The organism is Pandoraea commovens (assembly GCF_902459615.1).
GTDB classification, from domain to species: Bacteria; Pseudomonadota; Gammaproteobacteria; order Burkholderiales; family Burkholderiaceae; genus Pandoraea; species Pandoraea commovens.
Genome location: NZ_CABPSA010000006.1, coordinates 96,255 through 115,672, shown reverse-complemented (window position 1 = coordinate 115,672; position 19,418 = coordinate 96,255). Strand labels below are relative to the sequence as shown.

The window sequence follows — 19,418 nt, the reverse complement described above, 5'->3', positions numbered from 1 at the left end:
GATCGCGTCGTCCACCATCAGGCGGGGCGATAGTCCGGACGGTACGTCGGTCGATATGCTTTCGCCTGATCGAGCAGCCACTCGCGGAAAACGCTGAGCGGCTGCCCGTGCGTCAGCTCCGTCGGGTAGACGAGGTAGTAGGCCGACTCGGCCACGCTCTTCACGTCGAACGGAATCGTGAGGCCGAGCGTCGCCAACTGTCCTTCGACGAAGAACTTCGGCACCAGCGCAATCCCCAACCCCGCCGCCGCGCCCGCAATGAGCATGGTGTGAAGCTCGTAGCGCACGCCCTGCAACGCCCGGTGGTCCTCGACGCGCTGCTCTGCAAACCACTGCGACCAGGCGCTCGGACGCGTTGTCGAGTGCAGCAACGGATACGTCAGCAAATCCGCCGCGGTGCGCACCGGTCCCTTCAGGATCGACGGACGGCACACCGGCACCACTTCTTCCCCAAACAGATAGTCCGACGACGTGCCCGGCCATGTCGGCTGGCCGAAGTGAATCGCCGCCTCGAAGTGCGTCTCGTCGAACGTAAAGAGGTCGGTGTGCACGCCCATGTTCACGCGAACGTCGGGATGCCGGTCGTCGAAGTCTTTCATTCTCGGAATCAACCACTCTGACGCGAACGTGGGCAGCACCGCCAGTTCCAGCGAGCCGCCGCCGCTACCGTGGGCCATGATGGACAGGGTGTCGCGATCCAGTTGTTCGAGCGTACGGCGCACCTGCGTGCCATAAAGCCGCCCAGCGCGGGTGAGCACCACGCGCTGCTTGGCACGTACGAACAGCCGCACGCCCAACTGCGTCTCCAGCGTGGCGATCTGACGCGACACCGCGCTCTCGGTCAAAAACAGCTCGCGGGCCGCATGGGTAAAGCTTTCGTGCCGGGCGGCCGCCTCGAACGCGAGCAGCGCCGCCGTGCCGGGGGTCTTGAATTTGCGCATGTTGATTCCAAAAACGCATCAAGTGGCAATTTTATCTCGCTTTACGCGAGACGCATCCATTCCAATAATGCAGTCACTGCAAGAAGGCATGACGGTGCGCCGCATGCCATGCCCTGACACCTTCACCCTGTGATGCCGCACGAGACGGCGTCCCCCTGCGAGACAACCTGATGCGCAACGCCAACGTGCAGTCCTTGCTGGTTTCCCTGATCGGGGAGGCGCGTACCGACGCGCTTTTCGCCACGCTCAATTCGCCGTCGATCCTTTCAGACTTCGAGCCGGGGCGCGTCACGCGCGCCGAACTGGCGCAAGCCATGAACATGGCGCTCTTCGAAGGGCTGCTCGCGCGCTCGCAAAACGGCCGCACCTATACCGAGGAGGCGATTGCCGCCGGGGGCGGCGTCTACTTCGACCACGGTGCGCTGCGCACCGTGCGCTGGGACCAGAACGGTGCCCTGCCGCCGGGCGAAGCGGCGTTCACGCGTATTCTGCGTCCGCTGGGTTTCAAGCTGAACGGCCGCTATCCGCTGGATCGCCTCGGCATGACGGGCCGCGCCTACGCGCATGAAGATGCCCCCGAAGAAATTTCGCAATTCTTCGTGAGCGAACTGCATCCCGAGCGTTTCTCGGAGACGTTCCAGCAAGCCGTGTCGCGCGTCGTCGGCACCTCGAAAGACCCGCTCACGCCGGCGGCCGTCGGACATCTGTGGGAACTGGAGCGCGACGGCACGTTGCCGCTGGAGAGCGCGCAGGCGCTACTGCCGGTGATCGTGGGCGCGTTTGCCCGTCAGCACGACGTGCCGAGCGAAGCCGACTACGAACTGTTGCTGGCAGAATCGGCCGAAATGGCGTGGATTTCCACCGAAGGCAATGCGTTCAACCACGCCACCGACCGCGTAGAAGATGTGTTCGCGCTGTCGGACGCCGAGAAGGCCAAGGGCCGCCCGATGAAGCCCGAAGTCGAGCGCTCGCGCTCGGGTCGTGTGTTCCAGACGGCCTATCGCGCCGACACCGTGCGTCGCGAGTTCCGTGGCAAGAACGGTGAAACGCTCACCCGCGACGTGCCGGGCTCGTTCTACGAATTCATCACGCGTCACCGCGAGTACGACACCGCCAATCGCTGCTGGAAAATCGATCTTCGTTTCGATGCCGGTAACGCGCAGGGCATTTTCAAGATGACGGCCAACGCCAAGTAATCAACGAATCAACGCTGAATTCCATAAGGGTATTAACGTGAACGCGACCTCCATCCTCAACGAACTGGGTATTGCCAAACTGGCCGAAGCGGGCGACATCGCCGTGCACTCGCCGATCAACGGCGAACTGATCGGCCGCGTGGCCAGCGCGTCGGTCGTCGACGCACAAGCCGCCCTCGCTCGCGCACACAAGGCGTTCACCGCATGGCGCAATGTACCCGCCCCGCGTCGCGGCGAGCTGGTGCGTCTGCTCGGCGAAAAGCTGCGCGAGCGCAAGCAGGCACTGGGCGCGCTCGTCACGCTCGAAGCGGGCAAGATCCTGCAAGAAGGTCTGGGTGAAGTGCAGGAAATGATCGACATTTGCGACTTCGCGGTCGGCCTGTCGCGTCAACTCTACGGCCTGACGATCGCCTCGGAGCGCCCCGGCCACCGCATGGCCGAGACGTGGCACCCGATGGGCGTCTGCACCGTCATCTCCGCCTTCAACTTCCCGGTCGCCGTGTGGTCGTGGAACGCTGCGCTGGCGCTGGTGTGCGGCAACGCCGTCGTGTGGAAGCCGTCGGAAAAGACGCCGCTGACCGCGCTGGCCGTCAACAAACTGATGGAAGAAGTGATTGCCGAATTCGGCGACGCACCGGAAGGCCTGACCGCGCTGATCATCGGCGGTCGCGACGTCGGTGAAGCGCTCGTCGCAGATCCGCGCTCGGCCATCGTGAGCGCCACGGGCAGTACCGAAATGGGTCGCAAGGTCGGCGTGGAAGTCGCTCGCCGCTTTGGCCGTTCGATTCTCGAACTCGGCGGCAACAACGCCGGTATCGTGACCGAAAGCGCCAACCCGGAACTGGCCCTGCGCGGCATTCTGTTCTCGGCGGTGGGCACTGCCGGTCAGCGTTGCACCACGCTGCGTCGCCTGTTCGTGCATGAGAGCGTGTACGACAAGACCGTCGATCGTCTGAAGACGCTGTACGGCAAGGTCGCCATCGGCAACCCGCTGGAGCGCGGCACGCTGATGGGCCCGCTGATCGACGAAGGCGCGTTCAAGCGCATGCAAAGCGCACTCGATCAGGCACGCGCACAAGGCGGCAAGGTGACGGGCGGTGAGCGTCACGCGGTGGCGGGCAACGAAGGCGGCTTCTACGTGAAACCGGCCATCGTCGAAATGCCGTCGCAAACGGAAGTCGTGCTGACGGAAACGTTCGCGCCGATTCTCTACGTGCTCAAGTACAGCGACTTCAACGAAGCCATCGACGCTAACAACGCGTCGTCGCATGGCCTGTCGTCGTGCGTGTTCACGAACGACCTGCGCGAAGCCGAGCGCTTCACGTCGTCGGCGGGTAGCGACTGCGGTATCGCCAACGTCAACATCGGACCGAGCGGCGCAGAAATCGGCGGCGCGTTCGGCGGCGAGAAGGAAACCGGCGGTGGCCGTGAGTCAGGTTCGGATGCATGGAAGGGTTATATGCGCCGCGCCACGAACACGGTGAACTACTCGTCCGCCCTGCCGCTCGCGCAAGGCATCGACTTCTCGATCGAGTGAAGTCGCGGTAGCCGACCGACATGTACGACTTTACGACTCCCTTCGCGAATCCGGCTGGCTCGCCGATTCGCGAGTTGTTCAAATACCTGTCCGAGCCGGGCATGATCTCGTTCGCCGGCGGTTATCCAGCGAGCGATCTTTTCGACGTCGACGGTCTGGCCGCCGCTCAGGCGCGTGCGTTCGCTCAGCCGACGCGTTGCCTGCAATACGGCCCGACCGACGGTCTCGCGGAACTCAAGGCGCAGATCATCGCGCTCATGGCGCAACGCGGTGCACCGTGTGCGTCCGAGGAATTGCTGGTGACGACCGGCTCGCAGCAGGGGCTCGACCTGTTGCTGCGCGTGATGGTCGCACCGGGCGATGTCGTCGTGACGGAACAGCCCGCCTATCCGGCAACGTTGCAGGCGCTGCGTCTGCAACAGGCGAAGATCGTCACGGTGCCGGTCGATGCAGACGGTCTCGATGTCGCACAGCTAAGCATGCTGCTGCGCGACGGCAAGATTGCCGTACCGAAGCTGCTCTACACGGTGCCGACGTTTGCCAACCCGACCGGGGCCACGCTCTCGCGCGAACGCCGTATTGCGTTGCTGAAGCTGGCAGTGGAATACCGTTTCGTGATCGTCGAAGACGATCCGTACGGCGATCTGCGCTTCTCCGGTGACGCCGTGCCTACGATGCTCGGTCTCACGGCCGACGTACCGGGATCGCGTGACTGGGTGGTGCATTTCTCCAGCCTGTCGAAGATCGTCGCGCCCGGCTTGCGGGTCGGTTGGACGGTCGCACCGCCGGAGATTGCGCGACGTTGTGTCGTCGCCAAGCAGACGGTCGATCTGTGCAGTGTGCCGTGGACGCAGGCCGTCGCTGCCGAGTATCTCGCGGAAGGGTCGCTCACGCGGCATTTGCCGAAGATCACCGAGGCCTACCGTCTCAAGTGCGAGGCGATGTGCAACGCCTTGCGCGACAAGCTTGGCGATGCGATTCAGTTCCACGCACCGCAAGGCGGCATGTTCGTGTGGGCGCGACTGGCGGCGGTGAAGACGAGTGCGCTGTTGCCAAACGCGATTGCCGAGAAGGTGCTGTTCGTGCCGGGCACGGCGTTCTTTGCCGACAACGCGGACGAAGCGTCGCTGCGTCTGTCGTTCGCGGCCCCCGCTGTGACGGCGATTGAAGAAGGTGTGGCACGTCTCGCACGTGCGATGGACGCGACGGGCAAGTAAGTCGCGTCATCATGACAAGGGCCTCGCAGGCCGTCCAAACATCGGACGGTTTGCGAGGCCCTTGGCGTTTATATGGCTCCGGGGTCAGCGCTTACAGCTTCACGCAGACGTTACGCAGCTCAGTGTAGAACTCCAGCGAGTGCACGCCGCCTTCGCGTCCGATGCCCGACTGCTTCGCGCCGCCGAACGCCGTGCGCAGGTCACGCAGGAACCACGCGTTGATCCAGCACACGCCCACTTCCAGCGCCGCGCCCATGCGGTGTGCGCGGCTGACATCCGACGTCCACACCGTCGCGGCCAGCCCGTAAGGCGTGGCATTCGCCATCGCGATCACTTCCTCTTCCGTATCGAACGGCGCGATGTGGCAGCACGGCCCGAAGATCTCTTCGCGGATCACCGACGCCGTCTCCGGCAGTCCCGTCCAGATGGTCGGCTGCACCCACGCACCGTCTTTCATCGATGCGGGCATGTCGGGGACACCACCACCGGTCACGACCGTCGCGCCTTCTTCGCGCGCCTTCGCGTAGTACGACAACACCTTCTCGCGATGCACCTGCGACACGAGCGGGCCGAAGGTCGTGCCTTGCGCGTACGGATCACCGATCTTCAGCGATTCGGCACGCTCCTTGAGCGCCGCCACGAAGCGCTCGAAGATCGGACGCTGCACGTACACGCGCTCCGTGCCGAGACACACCTGACCGCTGTTATCGAACGCCGAGCGCGTAATGCCCGCGACGGCCTTGTCGAAATCCGCGTCTGCAAACACGATGCCCGGGTTCTTGCCGCCCAACTCGAACGACACCGGACGCACGCCATTCGCCGCGGCCTTCATGATGGCTTCGCCGGTACGCGTCTCGCCCGTGAAGGTGATGCCGTTCACGCCCGGATGCTCCGTCAGGAACGCACCCGCAGACTCCGGCCCGAAGCCGTGCACCACGTTGTAGACGCCCGGCGGCACACCGACTTCGTTCATGACCTCGCCGAGTAGCGTGGCGGTCGCAGGTGTTTCTTCCGACGGCTTCACGACCACGGTGTTACCGAACGCCAGCGCGGGACCGACTTTCCACGTCATGAGCAGCAACGGCAGATTCCACGGGCAGACGACGGCGATCACACCGCGCGGCGTGCGCACGCCGTAGTTGAGCGCGTTGCCGCCGTCGGGCGTCGTCATCGCAAACGACTCGGTCGGCACGTTCTTGATCATGTCGGCGAACACCTTGAAGTTCGCCGCACCGCGCGGGATGTCGAGATGGCTCGCCAGCCCGTGCGGCTTGCCGGTGTCCGCAATCTCGGCGGCCAGGAAGTCGTCGAAGCGGCGGTTGATACCGTCGGCCACCGCATGCAGCAGCTCCACGCGCTGTGCGACGGTCATCTTGCCCCACGGGCCGTGAAGCGCAGCGCGGGCGGCACGCACGGCGGCGTCGACTTCGCTGCGCCCGGCCTCGTGAACGAGCCCGATCACGCTGTTGTCCACCGGATTACGGTTCTCGAAGGTGCGCGGGCTGGACACCCACTCACCGTTGATGAAGTTCTGGAAATCCTTCATGTCTCACACTCTCTGTCTGGTTGGATGCTGGATGCGGGTTGGCGTCAGCCCCCGATAACTGACAAAGGGCTGACGTCGGCATGGAGCACACGATAAATCCCTCGCCCGATCCTCGTCAACATTTTCTCGAGAATTTTTATTTATCTCGATTTTTTGTCGATTTTGCGACAATCCAAAGGAAGCCGCTTATACTCTCGGCACTCGTTCCCACAGGTCCTGACCGCCTGACACATGCATAGCCCGACCGCACCTTCCGCCCCGACTGCCGACGCCACGCTGGCGCAAAGCGCCTACATGCGTCTGCGCAGCGACATCGTCGAGGGCCATCTCGCGCCGGGCGAGAAGCTGCGCGTCGAGCATCTGAAGGATCGGTACGAAGTGGGGGCGGGGACGCTGCGCGAGGCGCTGGCGCTGCTGGTGGCGGACGCACTCGTCGTCCAGCACGGCCATCGCGGCTTTCGGGTGACGCCGATCTCGCTGGCCGATTTCATCGACATTACCGAGACGCGCGTGCAGTTGGAGACCGAGGCGCTACGCCAGTCGGTCGCGTTGGGGGACGATGCGTGGGAAGCCGATCTGACGAGCGCCTTCCACCTGCTCACGCTCGCCGAAGAGCGGCTGGGGAAGGATGGCGAGCAGGACGTCGGGCAGTTCGCCCAGTGGGAAGCGCGAAACCGCGCATTTCATGAGGTGTTGATTCGTGCTTGCCCGTCGCGCTGGCTGCACCACTTTCTGGCGATTCTCTATCGCCAGTCCGAACGCTATCGACGGCTGTCGATCACGCACCGTCCAGTGCCGCGCGACGTCCATGAAGAACATCAGGCGATCTTCGACGCGTGCCTCGCCCGCGACGCCGACCGCGCGGCAACATTGCTCGCCGCGCACATCCGCAAGACGCTGGAAGCCGTTCGCGAACTGCCTGACGCCGTGATCAACGCCGGGACGGTGCCACTCGCAGCCGTGCGCTAAACCGACAAGCGCAGACGCTCAGCGCGGCAAGCTGTCGCGCACGATCTGTGCGAAGTAACGCGCGCCGAGCGGCAGAATCGCGTCGTTGAAGTCGTAGCAAGCGTTGTGCAGCGGAATCGCGCCGGGCTCGTCGCCACTGCCGTTGCCGATGAACGCGAAGTTGCCCGGCACATGCTGCAAGAACACGCCGAAGTCTTCCGACGCCATCACCGGATCGGTCTCCACGTCGACCATTCCCTCGCCTGCCACCGTTTGCGCTGCGCGCACCGCCAGCGCCGTGTTGTCCGCCCAGTTCATCGTCGGCGCGAACTCATGCGTGTATTCGAATTCGCAGTGCGCGCCGTGCATCGCGCACGCGCCCATGCAGATGTCGCGCATGCGTGCTTCGATCAGTTGCTGCACGTCCGGCGTGTAGCTGCGCGTGTCGCCCCGGATCTCGACGTTCGTCGGAATCGCGTTGCGAATGCCGTCCGTGATGAACTCCGTGCACGACACCACCGCCGATAATCCCGGGTCGACGCTGCGCGACACCACCGTTTGCAACGCCACGACAATCTGTGCGCCGATCACCAGCGGATCGATACCCATGTGCGGCCGCGCTGCGTGCGTGCCCTTGCCACGAATCCGGATGACGAAGTTGTCCTCGCTGGCCATGATGCCGCCCACTCGGGTGGCAATGCGTCCCGTCGGAATGCCCGGCATGTTGTGAACGCCGTAGATCGCATCGATGGGAAAGCGCTCAAGCAGCCCGTCGGCAATCATCGCCTTCGCACCGCGACCGTGTTCCTCGGCGGGTTGGAAGATGAAACGCACCGTGCCGTTGAAGTCGCGCGACTCGGCAAGCAGCTTCGCCGCCCCCAGCACCATCGACATATGCCCATCGTGACCGCAGGCGTGCATCTTGCCGGGGACTTGCGACGCGTATTCGCGCCCTGACGCCTTCTCGTCGATCATCAACGCATCCATGTCGGCACGAATGCCAATCGCGCCCTTGCCGTCTCCAACGCGCAGATTCGCCACAATCCCCGTGCCGCCGATATTGCGATGCACGTCCAGTCCGAGGCTCTCCAGAATCGTCGCTACCGTCCGCGAGGTGCCGACCTCCTCGAACCCCGTCTCGGGCTGACGATGGAACGCATGCCGCCATCCGGTCAGCGCCGTGGCGAAATACGTCTCTTGTGCGGTGTCGTGACTCATACGTGGCTCCGGCAATAGGATTGATCGATGACGAGGTTAGCGTGCGAGCCACGCCCGCTGGCGCGCCTCGACCGACGTGGCTGGCTCGCCGACCAGTTCGGCATAGACGGACGGGGCCGTCGCGCCCTCGGTGCTGATGAGCAACACGCGCGAGTCCGACGTGAGACCGAGCGCCGACGCCATCGCTGGCGTGGCTGCCGCCAGCATCAACCCCGCCAGCCCGGCCACACCGGACTCCCCGGCGACGAACGGCACATCGTTGCCGGTGCCGCGTGCGAGCCGCTGCATAGCCTGCACTGCCTGCGCGTCCGTGACGGTCATGAACGCATCGACCGACGGTTGGAGGAAACGCCATGCGAGCGGCGACGTCTCGCCGCACGCCAACCCGGCCATCACCGAATCGACCGATCCCGACGCCGACGCGGCTTTCCCTGCGATGGCGCTCTGGTACAGACAGTCCGCCTGCTCGGGCTCGACCACCACGAACGTCGGCCGCCACACGCCCCAGCGCTCCCACAGATAGCTCACGATGCCCGCCGCCAATCCACCCACTCCGCCTTGCAGGAAAACGTGTGTGACGGGGCTGGCCGAACCCTTTTGCGACGCGTCGCCATCCAGCGCTTCCGAGACTTCCGCCGCCACCGTGCCGTAGCCTTGCATGACGTCGCGCGGGATGACTTCGTAACCATCGTAGGACGTATCCGAAACGACATGCCAGCCGTGACGCGATGCCAGCGCCGCCGCTTCTTCGACGGAGTCATCGTAATTGCCTGCGATGCGCACGATCTCTGCACCATATGCCGCAATCGCTCGCTCACGTTCTTCGCTGACATGTGCGTGCAGAACGATCACGCAGCGGCAGCCGATGCTTTGCGCAGCCGCCGCCAGCGCGCGACCGTGGTTGCCGTCCGTCGCGCTGATCGCCGTGAAACCGGCCAGCGCGTCGCGATGCTCGCCATTGAGCAGCGACTTCGCGGTGAACCCCTTCCCATCGAATTGACTCAGCAGCAAGCGCACGAGGGCAATCGGCGCACCCAGCGCTTTGAAACTGCCGAGTGCGGAGCGCAGCGCTTCGTCCTTCACCAGCACGCTGCGCACACCGAGCGACGCCGCCAGGTCCGGCAGCGAACGCAGCGGCGTAGCGCCGGGTGTCAGTCCCTCCCAGTGCGCAAGCCACTCACGGCTCTGCTGCGCGCGAGCGATGCTCATGATGTCCTGAAGGTCGGCGGGGTACGGCGCGCGTGCAGCCTGCGGGTTGACGTAAAGCTTGGGGGGCATGGGGGGCTCCGGTATTGCGGGATGTGACTGGATGTTCCTGAGAGCAGCCGCTGATTTACTGCGACACGCCCAAGCGTTGGGCAACGACGTCGAGCAGCACCTCGGCACCGCGTACCAACTGGTCGTCGTCGGTGTGTTCGCGCGGGTTGTGGCTGATGCCGCCACGGCTCGGCACGAAGATCATCGCGGCCGGGGCGATGCGCGCAATCATCTGCGCGTCGTGTCCCGCGCCCGACGTCATGCGCTTGTACGACAGACCGCGACGCTTGACGCAGGCTTCGATCACATCGGCCAGTTCGGCGTTGAAGACTACCGGCGTGAAGCGCGCCAGACGTTCCGTCGAAATGCGCACGCCTTCGGCTTGCGCGATCTCCGTCAGGAAATTGGCCAGACGCGCTTCGCTCTCGGCAAGACGCTGTTCGCTCGGATCACGCATGTCGACGGTGAACACCGCGCGGCGCGCAATTACATTGATGACACTCGGTTCGAACTTCATCGTGCCGACGGTCGCGAGCGTCGTGCCGGATTCGACGGCAATCCGGCGCAGCTCGGTCACCGTCGCCGAGGCCACATAGCCTGCGTCGTGACGCAGACGCGTCGGAGTCGTGCCCGCATGGTTGGCGTTGCCCTGCACGGTGATCTGCTGCCACGAGATGCCCTGCAAGTTCTCGACGACGCCGATCTCCAACCCCTCGGCTTCGAGAATCGGACCCTGCTCGATGTGCAGTTCGAGGTATTCGTGCGGGACGAGCGTGCCCGGCTCCATCTCACCGGCGTAACCAATGCGCACGAGTTCGTCGCCCAGACGCGCGCCGTCCGTCCCGATGGCGTCGAGCGCTTCGTCCACCGACAGCCCGCCCGCGTGCACGAGCGACCCCATCATGTCGGGGTGAAAGCGCGCGCCCTCCTCGTTGGTGAATGCCGCCACCGTGATCGGACGTGACGGCACAGTACCTGCGTCGCGAAACGCCCGCACGACGGCCAGACCACCGAGTACGCCATAGCATCCGTCGAGTGCACCGGCGTTGACGACCGTATCGATGTGCGAGCCCATCATCAGCGGGCGGGGCATGCCGCCCGACGCATCCTTCGTCGCCGAGGGCAGCGTGCCGAAGATATTGCCGATGCGGTCGATCTGCACGTCGAGATCGAGCGCGCGCATCCACGCGACGACCTGATCGCGGCCAGCCTTCTCGTCGTCGGTCAGCGCGACGCGCGTGCGTCCACCCGCGACGGGATCGGTGCCGATCTCGCCGAGTTCGCGAAGTTGTTGGAGCAGGACGGGGCCGTTCAGGCGAAGCGCGGGGGTTTTCGTGTCGGACATGAGGCGGTCAGTTGTTCTTGTAGGGGGGCGAAAGCGCGCTACGGCATAGACTTCGGAGGGTCGCCGCTAGCGGAGTATCATCGGACAGCCTGAATAATATTCCGGAGCGCGCGTACGATTTACGCGTTTTGGGCGTCTCTATCGAATTTTTATTACGCAAATGAGCCTCGACGGTTACGACATCGCCCTCCTTGCGGCGATTCAGCAGGATGCGACAACGCCTCAGCATGCGCTGGGAGCACAGGTCAATCTGTCGTCTGCGGCAGTGAACCGGCGGCTAAAGAAGCTCGCGGAGGAAGGCGTGACGCGCAAGACCGTCTCGCTGGTCGACCCGGAGCAGGTCGGTTATCCGCTCACGATCATCACGGAAGTCGAAGTCGAGAACGAGCGTCTCGATCTGCTCGACGCCATGAAGCGCAGCTTTCTTGCGTGTCCGCAGGTGCAGCAGTGCTATTACGTCGCGGGGGAATGCGACTTCGTGGTGATCATGGTCGTGCAGAACATGGCGCAGTACACGGCACTCACGCGTGCGCTCTTCTTCGAGAGTAACAACGTCAAACGCTTCAAGACGCTCGTCTCGATGAGCAACGTGAAGGTCGGGCTGGAGGTGCCGCTGGACGCCGTCGCGGGGTGAACCCAACGACGGCGCAGCAATGCGCTCGTTGCGGCTCAGAACTTATGCCGCACGCCTGCGGTGACATACATCTGCGAATTCACGCCCGCGTCGACGTAGACGGTGGCAATCGCCGCCTGTGCCGGACCAATGCCGTTGTAACCCGTGGCGTGCGCATACGTCACCACACAGAAGAGGTCCGTTCGCTTGCTGAGGCTGTAATCCACCGCAGCACTGACCTGGTGGTAGTGCGCTGACGAGTCCCCCGATGAATTCAGGTAGTCGTACCCCGTCTGCGCAGCGAGCGCGGGCGAAATCTGCCACACGGCGTAGACGCCATAGCTGTCGTAGCGCTGCGTCGTTCTGAAGGTCGAGGCGGCATCCGCGTTGTAGTACGACTGGCTGTAGTAGCCGCCGAGCGTGACATTGCCGAGCGTGTAACGTCCCCCTGCCCGGTAGATGTCGATGGACTTCGCACTGGCGTACGCGCGGTTCACGGCGCTCACGAAGAAGAAATCGGTCGTGCTCGACGGACGCGTCGCCGCGCGCGCGTTGCCGTTATCGATATGCAGGTACCCCGCTGCCAACCGCGCCGGGCCGAACGTGTAGGAGCCTGCGGCACTGTACGTCTGACCGGAAGCCTGCGCGCCCGCCACACCACCGAGCGCGTACATGCCTTCGATCTGCACGCCGCGCCACACCGGGCTCGTCCACTTCACGGAATTGCTCACACGCGCCGTGTTCTGCGAGTTGTCGACGTCGCCCGGCGCGGTCCAGTAGCCCGCGACGAAGAAATTGCCCTGCGTCGGCAGCACCTGATCGATCAGCGGGTCGTACTGCCGCCCGATCAGCACCGAGCCCCACTCACGGCTCGTCAGCCCTACATAGGCCTGACGCCCGAACTCCCGAGAGCCTTGCAGTAACTTGCCGTTGGTCGAATCGAAGCCGTTCTCCAGCTTGAAGACGGATTGCAGCCCGCCGCCGAGATCCTCGGCGCCGGTAATACCCCAGCGCGTGCCGAGACCGTTGCCCGTCACCATCGATATCTGGCTTTGCTTGCCACCCGCGTGATTCACATATTGCAGGCTGGTATCGATGATGCCGTACAGCGTCACCGAACTCTGCGCCAGCGCCATGGACGGCATCGCGCAAACGGCACCCAGCAGCAGACCTGCCGCGACGGGCATCTTCATCGTGTTGTTTCGCATAACTAATTAAATTGTCAACAGTTGACGAATTTTCATTCGTCAGCGTTATGAGATCAGGAAGGGTTCAGAAGCGATCAGGACGTTGGGCGTGTCGTTGTGATTTCGTCTCGCAGCAGCTCGACATAAGCGCGCATGGTGGTGATGCGGTGTTCTCCGATGCGTCGCGCGGTGGCGGTCGTCAACCCGTCGGCGAGGTGCAGCAGCTTGGTCTCGAAGTGATCGAGTGCAAAGCGCCGGTCGTCCAGTTCGCGACGCGTGGCGAAGGGATCGAGCGGGTCGTAAAGCCGCGAGCCATTGCGACCTGCGACGTAGAACGTGCGGGCGATGCCGATGGCGCCGATGGCGTCGAGCCGGTCAGCATCGCGCAGCACGCGCGCTTCACTTGACCGGGGTTCGATCCCCGCCGAGAAGCTATGCGCTTCGATGACGTGCGCGGTGGCGTCGATGCGGGCGGCGTCCCACCCCAGCGCGCGCAGCACTTCGCTCGCCTTCTCCGCCGACAGCCGCGACGCCTGTGCGCGGCGCGGGTCCGTCTTCTCCACTTGCACGCAGTCGTGCAGCAGCACCGACACGGCCAGCATCTCCAGATCGAGCGATGGGTCGTCGGCGGCGATCTCCGTCACCAGTTTCCACACGCGAATCAGATGCGACCAGTCGTGCGAGCCGTCGTCGCTGTCCTGCTGATCGGCAGAAACCCCCATGATCCGGAGCACGTCGGCAATCACGTCGCCATAGGGGAAGAAGGCTTGCAGCAGCGGATGAGTTATAGCGTTCATGGCGTTCAGATTTCCTGTGCGCCGGTCTTGCCGTTCTCGACGACGAAGCGTTTGCTCGTCCGGACGGTGCCACCGGGCTTGTCGGTAAAGTCGATCGTGCGCAGATCGGTGAGTAGCGAGTCGCGCGTGACCGTGCATCGCATGTAGCCGCGCCGCTGACTCTCGTAGTAATTGACGTGCGGGTTCAGCGGCAGTCCCTGCGCCATCGGCTTGTCGAGCGGCTCGGGCCACTGCGCGCTGATCGACGTACCCACCAGTTCGGTCATTGGTGCCGTGCGCGGGTCGTCACCCACATTGCGCACCACGGACGAGATCATGTACGAATGAATGTCGCCCGAGAGCGAGACCGGGTTGGGCACACGCGCCGCGGTGATCTGGTCGAGGATGCGATTGCGCTCGGCGGGATAGCCGTCCCACGATTGCAGGTAGCGGTAAAGGGCGTCATTGTGCCGCATGTCGAACGGCGTCATCTTGACGGTCGAGGCGATCACGTTCCACTGCGCAGGTGTGTTCTGCAAACGATCCTTGAGCCACAGTTCCTGTCCCGCGCCTAGCATCGAACGCTCAGGCGCATCGTTCGCCTTACATGCCTGCTCGTAGACGCCGAACGCGAACTTGCTATCCGACACCGAGGCGCACGGCGTCTCCGAATCGCGGAACTGGCGCGTGTCGGGAATCGTAAGACGCATCAGATTGCCGATGTCGTAGCCTCGCTGAATCTGCATGGCGGGCGACGCAGGTAGCGGCGCGTAGCGCACCGGCTGAAACTCATACCACGCCTGATACGCGGCCGCGCGACGATTGAGTTGTGCGACGTCTGTGGTGTTGTCTTCGAGGCCGTCGTGATTGTCGAGCGTGAGAATGAACGGGAAGGTTTCATGCGCACGTCGCAATGCGGCGTCAGTCTTGTACAGCGCGTGACGGCGACGGTAGTCGTCGAGCGTCATCGGCAGCGCGCGGCGCTCGTGGTCACGTACCCCGCCGCCACGGCTCACGTCGTAGATGTAATCGCCGACGTGCATCACAAACGACGGATCGTCGGCGGCCATGCCGTCATAAGCATCGAAATACCCTTGCTCCCAGTTTTGACACGACACGACATTGAAGCGGAAGCGCGAGATATCGGCGCGCTCGGACGGCAACGTGCGAGTGCGCCCGACCGGGCTCAGCTCGTTGCCGCAGCGAAAGGCGTACCAGTACTCGCGATCCGGTGCGAGTCCGGCGACATCGACGTGTACCGAATGTCCGTACATCGGCTGTGCGACGGCGACGCCGCGCCGCACGACCTTCGTCATCCGGCGGTCGGTCGCAACCATCCACTCGACGTTCACCGGTGTGCTGGCCACAGGACCCGTGTCGACGGTGTCGCGTGCGAGACGCGTCCAGAGTACGACGGCGTCCGCTGTCGGATCGCCACTGGCGACCGAGAACGGAAAGCGGGTGCCGTGCGATACGCTGCGCGCGCTCGATTGCCGGATGATCACCGCCGGAGCACCCACCAGAAGACCGGAGCCGGCGAGAAAGGTACGACGCTTCATTGCTGTTTCCCATTACACTGCGAATGCGTCGAAGTATGCATTTCGGATCGTGTCATACGTATGACTGACGGATTTTAACCACTAAACTCGAATTTTTAAAAATTCAACGCGTGAATGAACGCAATGAGCGATAAGAAGAAAAGCCCTGCGGCTGCGCGTCCGACGAGCCGCGATGTCGCCCGCCTGGCCGGTGTTTCCCAATCCACCGTGTCGCTGGTGTTCGGTGGCAAAGCCGAGGGGCGCGTCACGCCAGAGCGGCGCGAACAAATCCTTCAGGCGGCCCAGACGCTGGGCTATCGGCCGAACTCCTCGGCACGCGGCCTGAAGCTCGGCACGCAGAAGCTGCTGGCGCTTGGCGTGCCGAACGTCTCGAACCCCTACTTCGCTTCGGTCTTGAAGTCGGTCATCGGGAGCGCTGCGGCCAACGGTTACGCCACCGTGCTCATCAACACCGGCGAGTATGGGAACGATCCGGAGCGTCTGCTGCTCAGTCTCGATGCGCACGCCTTCGACGGCATGATCTTCTGGGAAGCGTCGTGGACGGCGCGGGCGCTGGAAATCATGCCGACGTCCGTTGTCGTGGTCGACGGCGATTCGTCTGCCGATGCCGACGTCTTCATCGCATCGGATGTGATCGTGCGGGAGATGGTCGATCATCTCGCATCGCTCGGGCACACGCGCATCGCACGTGTGGGCTTCGATCTGGAAGCCAACACGTTTCGCGTGCGCTCACGGGCCTATCGGGAAGGCTTGCAAGCGCATGGGCTGACGTACGACGCCCGCCGCGAGATCGAAGTGCCGTTCGGCGAAACCTCGTCGTCGAGCATCGAAGCATTGCTCTCGCAGCCCGACCGTCCGACGGCTTTCGTGTGCGACGACGACCTGCTCGCGCCGCTCGTCTATCGCGCCGCCACGCGTTGCGGGTTGAAGATCGGGGAGTCGGTGTCGGTCGTGGGCGTCGGTGATATCGAACTCGCGTCGCTGCTGGAGCCGCCGCTGACCACCATTGCCATTCCCACGCAATCGCTCGGCGAGTCGGCCGTCGACACCTTCCTACGCAAGCGCGCCGGACAACCGACGACGGTCAGCACCGTGCAAACGCGGCTGATCTTGCGGGATTCGACCGGCCCCTGCATCGTCTGAACGACGCGACAAAGAAAAACCCCCTCGAACTGTGAGGTGCGAGGGGGTATCTGTTACAGACGCTTGGCTTGCCGGATGCTTCGCAGGAAAGCCCGTGTGCGCTCTTGCTGCGGGTCACCGAAAATCTGCTCCGGCGGTCCCTCCTCGCATACGGCACCGTCGCACAGGAAGCAGACCTTCGACGCCACTTCGCGTGCGAAGCCCATCTCGTGCGTGGCGAGCAGCATCGTCATGCCCTCGTGCGCCAGATCGCGCACGATGTTGAGCACTTCGGACACCAGCTCCGGGTCGAGCGCCGACGTGATTTCGTCGAGCAACAACACCATCGGGTCCATCGCCAGCGCGCGTACGATGGCCACGCGTTGTTGCTGACCACCCGACATGCGGTCCGGATACTCGTTCGCCTTGTGCGCCAGACTGAAGCGCTCCAGCAACGCCATCGCGCGTTCTTCCGCTTCGCGCTTAGGCTGCTTGAGCACGCGAATCGGCGCGAGCGTGACGTTCTCCAGCACCGTCATGTGCGGGAACAGGTTGTAGCCCTGGAACACGATGCCGATATCCCGGCGCAGCGAATTGACGTCCACGCCGGGGCCGGTAATACGGTCGCCGTGCACGAGGATCTCGCCCGCGTCGATGGACTCCAGCCCGTTGATACAGCGCAGCAACGTCGACTTGCCGGAGCCGGACGGACCGATCAGGCACACCACCTGATGCTCCTCCACCGTCATCGCCAGACCGTTGATGACCGACACGTCGCCGTACGACTTGGCAATGTCGCGAATCTCGATGAATGACATGGTCGTTCGCTCCTCAGGCACCGCCAGCACGCATGCGGGCGCGGTCGCGTTTGGCCATCCGTTCCACGAAGCGCACCTGCGGAACCGAGATGATGATGAACAGGATGGCGACGGTCGTTGCCGCCGACAGGTTGTAGTGGTTCGACGCGATCACCATCGACTGGTTGAAGGCGTCGATCACGCCGACGACGTTCACGAGCGCCGTGTCCTTCTGCAACGCGATGAAGGCGTTGAGCAGCGGCGGAATGATCTGCCGGATGCCCTGCGGCAACACTACGAAGCGCAGCGTCTGCGTGTACGACAGGCCGAGCGAGCGCGCCGCCGCCACCTGCGACCAGTGCACGCCCTGAATACCGGCGCGATAGATCTCCGCCACGTACGCGCCGACGGTCAGCGTCAACGCGATCACGACGTAGGTCGTGAGCGACAAGTCCTTCAGGATCGGCACACCGGTGAGCGGCAAACCGAAGCCGACCAGATAGATCACCAGCACCGCAGGCATCGCGCGGAAGATGTCGACGTAGGCCGTAGCGATGAACCGCAACGGCTTGCCAGCATTACCCGGTGCGAACATGGCGAGTGCGACGACCAGGCCCCAGATCAGCACGAAGACTTCCGCAATCAGGAAGATCTTCACGTTCACCCAGAAGGCTTCGAGCACGAGCGGGAACGTCCCCGCGATGAGCGGGACGAGGAAAAACGTCTTCGCCACCGCGAGATCGTTCGCCAGCACAAACTGCAACGCGAGCACGACGATCAGTTGCGCGAGTGTGTAGCCCAGCGCGATCCAGCTTTGCACCCCGGCTTCGGCCTTCGCCACGCGCGCAGCGACGATGTCGCGACGCGACGTGGCGCTTCGGAAGTCCCGGTAACGCGCAAACGCGCGCACCAGCGGAATGAGCACGAGCAACGAGGCCAGCCCGAGCAGAACCGTACCGACCGGCACCCACCAGCCGCCCAGCTGATTGGCCATCAGCCCTTCACGCAGGGCACCGATCGTGTAGACGCTGCTGGCGACGGCAATCGCCGCCCCCAGCAATGCGCACAGGCACAGCACCGTGGGTGCCGACGGGGTGCCGCCCACGTTCAGACGGCGCTCCCGGCCCATGCCACCGAGGATGGACCCCGGGGCCTTTTGAGAGGATTGGCTCATATGGATTGACTCGGGTCGCCCCGACCTCACGGCGTCAGGATCGGCAGCTTGGCGGGATCGGCACCGAGGCTCGGCACGAGGTACTGCGTGGCCAGACGGTCGAACGTGCCGTCCTTCTTCATCTCGGCTATCAACTTGTTGAAGGCGGCCAGATTCGGCGAATCCTTGTTGACGAGACCACCCCACTGTTCGCTCGTGTCATAGCGGCCGACGACTTCAAAGCGGCCTTCGGACTTCTTCGCAATGGACAGCACGTTCGGCGTGTCATACAGCACAGCGTCGACCTGACCGGCGGCGAGTGCGGCGTACATGGCAGCGGCGTCCGTGTAGACCTTCGGGTGTTCGGCGACCTTCACCTTGTCCGTCAGATACGGCAGGATCGTGGTGCCCTGCTTCACGCCCAGACGCATCTTCTTAATGCTGTCCTTGTCGACCTTGGTGCCCGTCTTCACGAGAACGCCCTGATCCGAGCTGAAGTACGGATCGGTGAAGTTGACGACCTTCTTGCGCTCGTCGGTGATGGTGATTTCGCTCAGCGCGATATCGAAGCCCTTGGCCTGCCCCGTCACGACTTGCGCGAACGAGCGATTGACGACGATCACGCGATCCAGACCGGCGCGATAGGCCATGTTGGCGGCCATGCAGTACTCGAAGCCGTCCTTGATGGTGTCGGGCGAATCGCCGTTCCACCAGCCCGGTGCGGGCAGCACGGGACGCACCGACAGTGCGCCCGGCGTGACCGTTTCGAGCTTGACCGAGCCGCGCGTGCCGGTGACCTGGCAATTGCCGAAGTCGGGCGCTGCGGAGGCTGCCGTCGACAAGACGCAGAGGCCGCCCAGCACGAGCGGAATGAGCAGCGAGCGCAGATGAGTCGACTTGCGGGTTGCGCGGTTGTTGTCCTGCTGTTCGATCGGTTTCATGAGGGGGTCTCTCCTTGCGTCTTTGGTATGTGATTCGGGGCGCGAGCGCGGGGGCTTCAGTGGTT

The 19,418-nt window shown here is 63.9% G+C and carries 17 protein-coding genes; 6 read left to right on the top strand and 11 right to left on the bottom strand.

Features of this window, described 5'->3' with window-relative positions; translation table 11 throughout:
- Positions 1 to 17: 17 nt before the first annotated feature.
- Positions 18 to 941, bottom strand: a complete 924-nt coding sequence (locus tag PCO31010_RS17665) for a LysR family transcriptional regulator (RefSeq protein ID WP_039395699.1) — start codon at positions 939 to 941, stop codon at positions 18 to 20.
- A 170-nt stretch (positions 942 to 1,111) separates the two neighbouring features.
- Here PCO31010_RS17665 and PCO31010_RS17660 point away from each other — a divergent pair, with 170 nt between their 5' ends.
- From PCO31010_RS17660 to PCO31010_RS17650, 3 genes are read left to right on the top strand one after another with little or no spacing between them, the layout of a single operon-like run.
- Complete coding sequence (locus tag PCO31010_RS17660; protein ID WP_150665407.1) at positions 1,112 to 2,137, top strand: DUF1338 domain-containing protein; 1,026 nt, start codon at positions 1,112 to 1,114, stop codon at positions 2,135 to 2,137.
- Between the two features lie 37 nt (positions 2,138 to 2,174).
- Positions 2,175 to 3,674, top strand: coding sequence for an L-piperidine-6-carboxylate dehydrogenase (gene amaB, locus PCO31010_RS17655; protein WP_150665406.1), 1,500 nt, complete (start codon positions 2,175 to 2,177; stop codon positions 3,672 to 3,674).
- Between the two features lie 20 nt (positions 3,675 to 3,694).
- A complete protein-coding gene (locus tag PCO31010_RS17650; protein ID WP_150665405.1) occupies positions 3,695 to 4,891 on the top strand; it encodes an aminotransferase-like domain-containing protein in 1,197 nt (398 codons plus the stop codon).
- Between the two features lie 91 nt (positions 4,892 to 4,982).
- On the opposite strand, the gene PCO31010_RS17645 is transcribed toward PCO31010_RS17650, so the two are convergent.
- On the bottom strand, positions 4,983 to 6,437 hold the full coding sequence (locus PCO31010_RS17645) for a 2-hydroxymuconic semialdehyde dehydrogenase (RefSeq protein WP_150665404.1): 1,455 nt from the start codon (positions 6,435 to 6,437) through the stop codon (positions 4,983 to 4,985).
- A gap of 231 nt (positions 6,438 to 6,668) precedes the next feature.
- Between PCO31010_RS17645 and PCO31010_RS17640 the strand changes: the two genes are divergently transcribed.
- Positions 6,669 to 7,406, top strand: a complete 738-nt coding sequence (locus tag PCO31010_RS17640) for a GntR family transcriptional regulator (protein ID WP_150665403.1) — start codon at positions 6,669 to 6,671, stop codon at positions 7,404 to 7,406.
- 18 nt (positions 7,407 to 7,424) lie between these two features.
- On the opposite strand, the gene PCO31010_RS17635 is transcribed toward PCO31010_RS17640, so the two are convergent.
- Genes PCO31010_RS17635 through PCO31010_RS17625 form a run of 3 tightly spaced genes read right to left on the bottom strand, consistent with a single transcriptional unit; the run spans position 7,425 to position 11,205 of the window.
- Entirely contained in the window at positions 7,425 to 8,603 is a 1,179-nt protein-coding gene (locus PCO31010_RS17635) for a M20 aminoacylase family protein (protein WP_150665402.1), read from the bottom strand.
- Between the two features lie 36 nt (positions 8,604 to 8,639).
- A complete protein-coding gene (locus tag PCO31010_RS17630; protein ID WP_150665401.1) occupies positions 8,640 to 9,881 on the bottom strand; it encodes a diaminopropionate ammonia-lyase in 1,242 nt (413 codons plus the stop codon).
- A 55-nt stretch (positions 9,882 to 9,936) separates the two neighbouring features.
- A complete protein-coding gene (locus PCO31010_RS17625; protein ID WP_150665400.1) occupies positions 9,937 to 11,205 on the bottom strand; it encodes a Zn-dependent hydrolase in 1,269 nt (422 codons plus the stop codon).
- 160 nt (positions 11,206 to 11,365) lie between these two features.
- On the opposite strand from PCO31010_RS17625, the gene PCO31010_RS17620 reads away from it, so the two are divergent.
- Positions 11,366 to 11,839 (top strand): Lrp/AsnC family transcriptional regulator, encoded by a 474-nt coding sequence (locus PCO31010_RS17620; protein WP_150665399.1) that lies wholly within the window; start codon positions 11,366 to 11,368, stop codon positions 11,837 to 11,839.
- Between the two features lie 35 nt (positions 11,840 to 11,874).
- Here PCO31010_RS17620 and PCO31010_RS17615 read toward each other — a convergent pair whose 3' ends face one another.
- The 3 genes from PCO31010_RS17615 to PCO31010_RS17605 all read right to left on the bottom strand — a co-directional run bounded on the left by PCO31010_RS17615 (position 11,875) and on the right by PCO31010_RS17605 (position 15,340).
- Positions 11,875 to 13,011, bottom strand: a complete 1,137-nt coding sequence (locus PCO31010_RS17615; RefSeq protein ID WP_246184660.1) for a porin — start codon at positions 13,009 to 13,011, stop codon at positions 11,875 to 11,877.
- Between the two features lie 89 nt (positions 13,012 to 13,100).
- On the bottom strand, positions 13,101 to 13,802 hold the full coding sequence (locus PCO31010_RS17610; protein ID WP_150665398.1) for an HD domain-containing protein: 702 nt from the start codon (positions 13,800 to 13,802) through the stop codon (positions 13,101 to 13,103).
- A 5-nt stretch (positions 13,803 to 13,807) separates the two neighbouring features.
- Positions 13,808 to 15,340 carry an alkaline phosphatase D family protein gene (locus tag PCO31010_RS17605; protein ID WP_150665397.1) on the bottom strand — a complete coding sequence of 511 codons (1,533 nt, stop codon included), beginning with the start codon at positions 15,338 to 15,340 and terminating at the stop codon, positions 13,808 to 13,810.
- Between the two features lie 123 nt (positions 15,341 to 15,463).
- Between PCO31010_RS17605 and PCO31010_RS17600 the strand changes: the two genes are divergently transcribed.
- Positions 15,464 to 16,483, top strand: a complete 1,020-nt coding sequence (locus tag PCO31010_RS17600) for a LacI family DNA-binding transcriptional regulator (protein WP_174984888.1) — start codon at positions 15,464 to 15,466, stop codon at positions 16,481 to 16,483.
- Between the two features lie 53 nt (positions 16,484 to 16,536).
- Here PCO31010_RS17600 and PCO31010_RS17595 read toward each other — a convergent pair whose 3' ends face one another.
- The 3 genes from PCO31010_RS17595 to PCO31010_RS17585 are packed head-to-tail and all read right to left on the bottom strand — an operon-like array spanning position 16,537 to position 19,353.
- A complete protein-coding gene (locus PCO31010_RS17595) occupies positions 16,537 to 17,280 on the bottom strand; it encodes an amino acid ABC transporter ATP-binding protein (protein ID WP_039402185.1) in 744 nt (247 codons plus the stop codon).
- A gap of 13 nt (positions 17,281 to 17,293) precedes the next feature.
- Positions 17,294 to 18,433: an amino acid ABC transporter permease gene (locus tag PCO31010_RS17590; RefSeq protein ID WP_150665395.1), complete on the bottom strand. Its 1,140-nt coding sequence runs from the start codon at positions 18,431 to 18,433 to the stop codon at positions 17,294 to 17,296.
- A 26-nt stretch (positions 18,434 to 18,459) separates the two neighbouring features.
- Positions 18,460 to 19,353 (bottom strand): ABC transporter substrate-binding protein, encoded by an 894-nt coding sequence (locus PCO31010_RS17585; protein WP_150665394.1) that lies wholly within the window; start codon positions 19,351 to 19,353, stop codon positions 18,460 to 18,462.
- Between the last annotated feature and the right edge of the window lie 65 nt (positions 19,354 to 19,418).

Bases quoted from the DNA above. Each gene is read 5' to 3' on its own strand.
- PCO31010_RS17605 (WP_150665397.1), bottom strand. From the start codon at position 15,340: ATGAAGCGTCGTACCTTTCTCGCCGGCTCCGGTCTTCTGGTGGGTGCT.
- PCO31010_RS17610 (WP_150665398.1), bottom strand. From the start codon at position 13,802: ATGAACGCTATAACTCATCCGCTGCTGCAAGCCTTCTTCCCCTATGGC.
- PCO31010_RS17600 (WP_174984888.1), top strand. From the start codon at position 15,464: ATGAGCGATAAGAAGAAAAGCCCTGCGGCTGCGCGTCCGACGAGCCGC.
- PCO31010_RS17640 (WP_150665403.1), top strand. From the start codon at position 6,669: ATGCATAGCCCGACCGCACCTTCCGCCCCGACTGCCGACGCCACGCTG.
- PCO31010_RS17635 (WP_150665402.1), bottom strand. From the start codon at position 8,603: ATGAGTCACGACACCGCACAAGAGACGTATTTCGCCACGGCGCTGACC.
- PCO31010_RS17585 (WP_150665394.1), bottom strand. From the start codon at position 19,353: ATGAAACCGATCGAACAGCAGGACAACAACCGCGCAACCCGCAAGTCG.
- PCO31010_RS17620 (WP_150665399.1), top strand. From the start codon at position 11,366: ATGAGCCTCGACGGTTACGACATCGCCCTCCTTGCGGCGATTCAGCAG.
- PCO31010_RS17660 (WP_150665407.1), top strand. From the start codon at position 1,112: ATGCGCAACGCCAACGTGCAGTCCTTGCTGGTTTCCCTGATCGGGGAG.
- PCO31010_RS17650 (WP_150665405.1), top strand. From the start codon at position 3,695: ATGTACGACTTTACGACTCCCTTCGCGAATCCGGCTGGCTCGCCGATT.
- PCO31010_RS17645 (WP_150665404.1), bottom strand. From the start codon at position 6,437: ATGAAGGATTTCCAGAACTTCATCAACGGTGAGTGGGTGTCCAGCCCG.
- PCO31010_RS17665 (WP_039395699.1), bottom strand. From the start codon at position 941: ATGCGCAAATTCAAGACCCCCGGCACGGCGGCGCTGCTCGCGTTCGAG.
- PCO31010_RS17595 (WP_039402185.1), bottom strand. From the start codon at position 17,280: ATGTCATTCATCGAGATTCGCGACATTGCCAAGTCGTACGGCGACGTG.
- PCO31010_RS17625 (WP_150665400.1), bottom strand. From the start codon at position 11,205: ATGTCCGACACGAAAACCCCCGCGCTTCGCCTGAACGGCCCCGTCCTG.
- PCO31010_RS17630 (WP_150665401.1), bottom strand. From the start codon at position 9,881: ATGCCCCCCAAGCTTTACGTCAACCCGCAGGCTGCACGCGCGCCGTAC.
- PCO31010_RS17615 (WP_246184660.1), bottom strand. From the start codon at position 13,011: ATGAAGATGCCCGTCGCGGCAGGTCTGCTGCTGGGTGCCGTTTGCGCG.
- PCO31010_RS17590 (WP_150665395.1), bottom strand. From the start codon at position 18,433: ATGAGCCAATCCTCTCAAAAGGCCCCGGGGTCCATCCTCGGTGGCATG.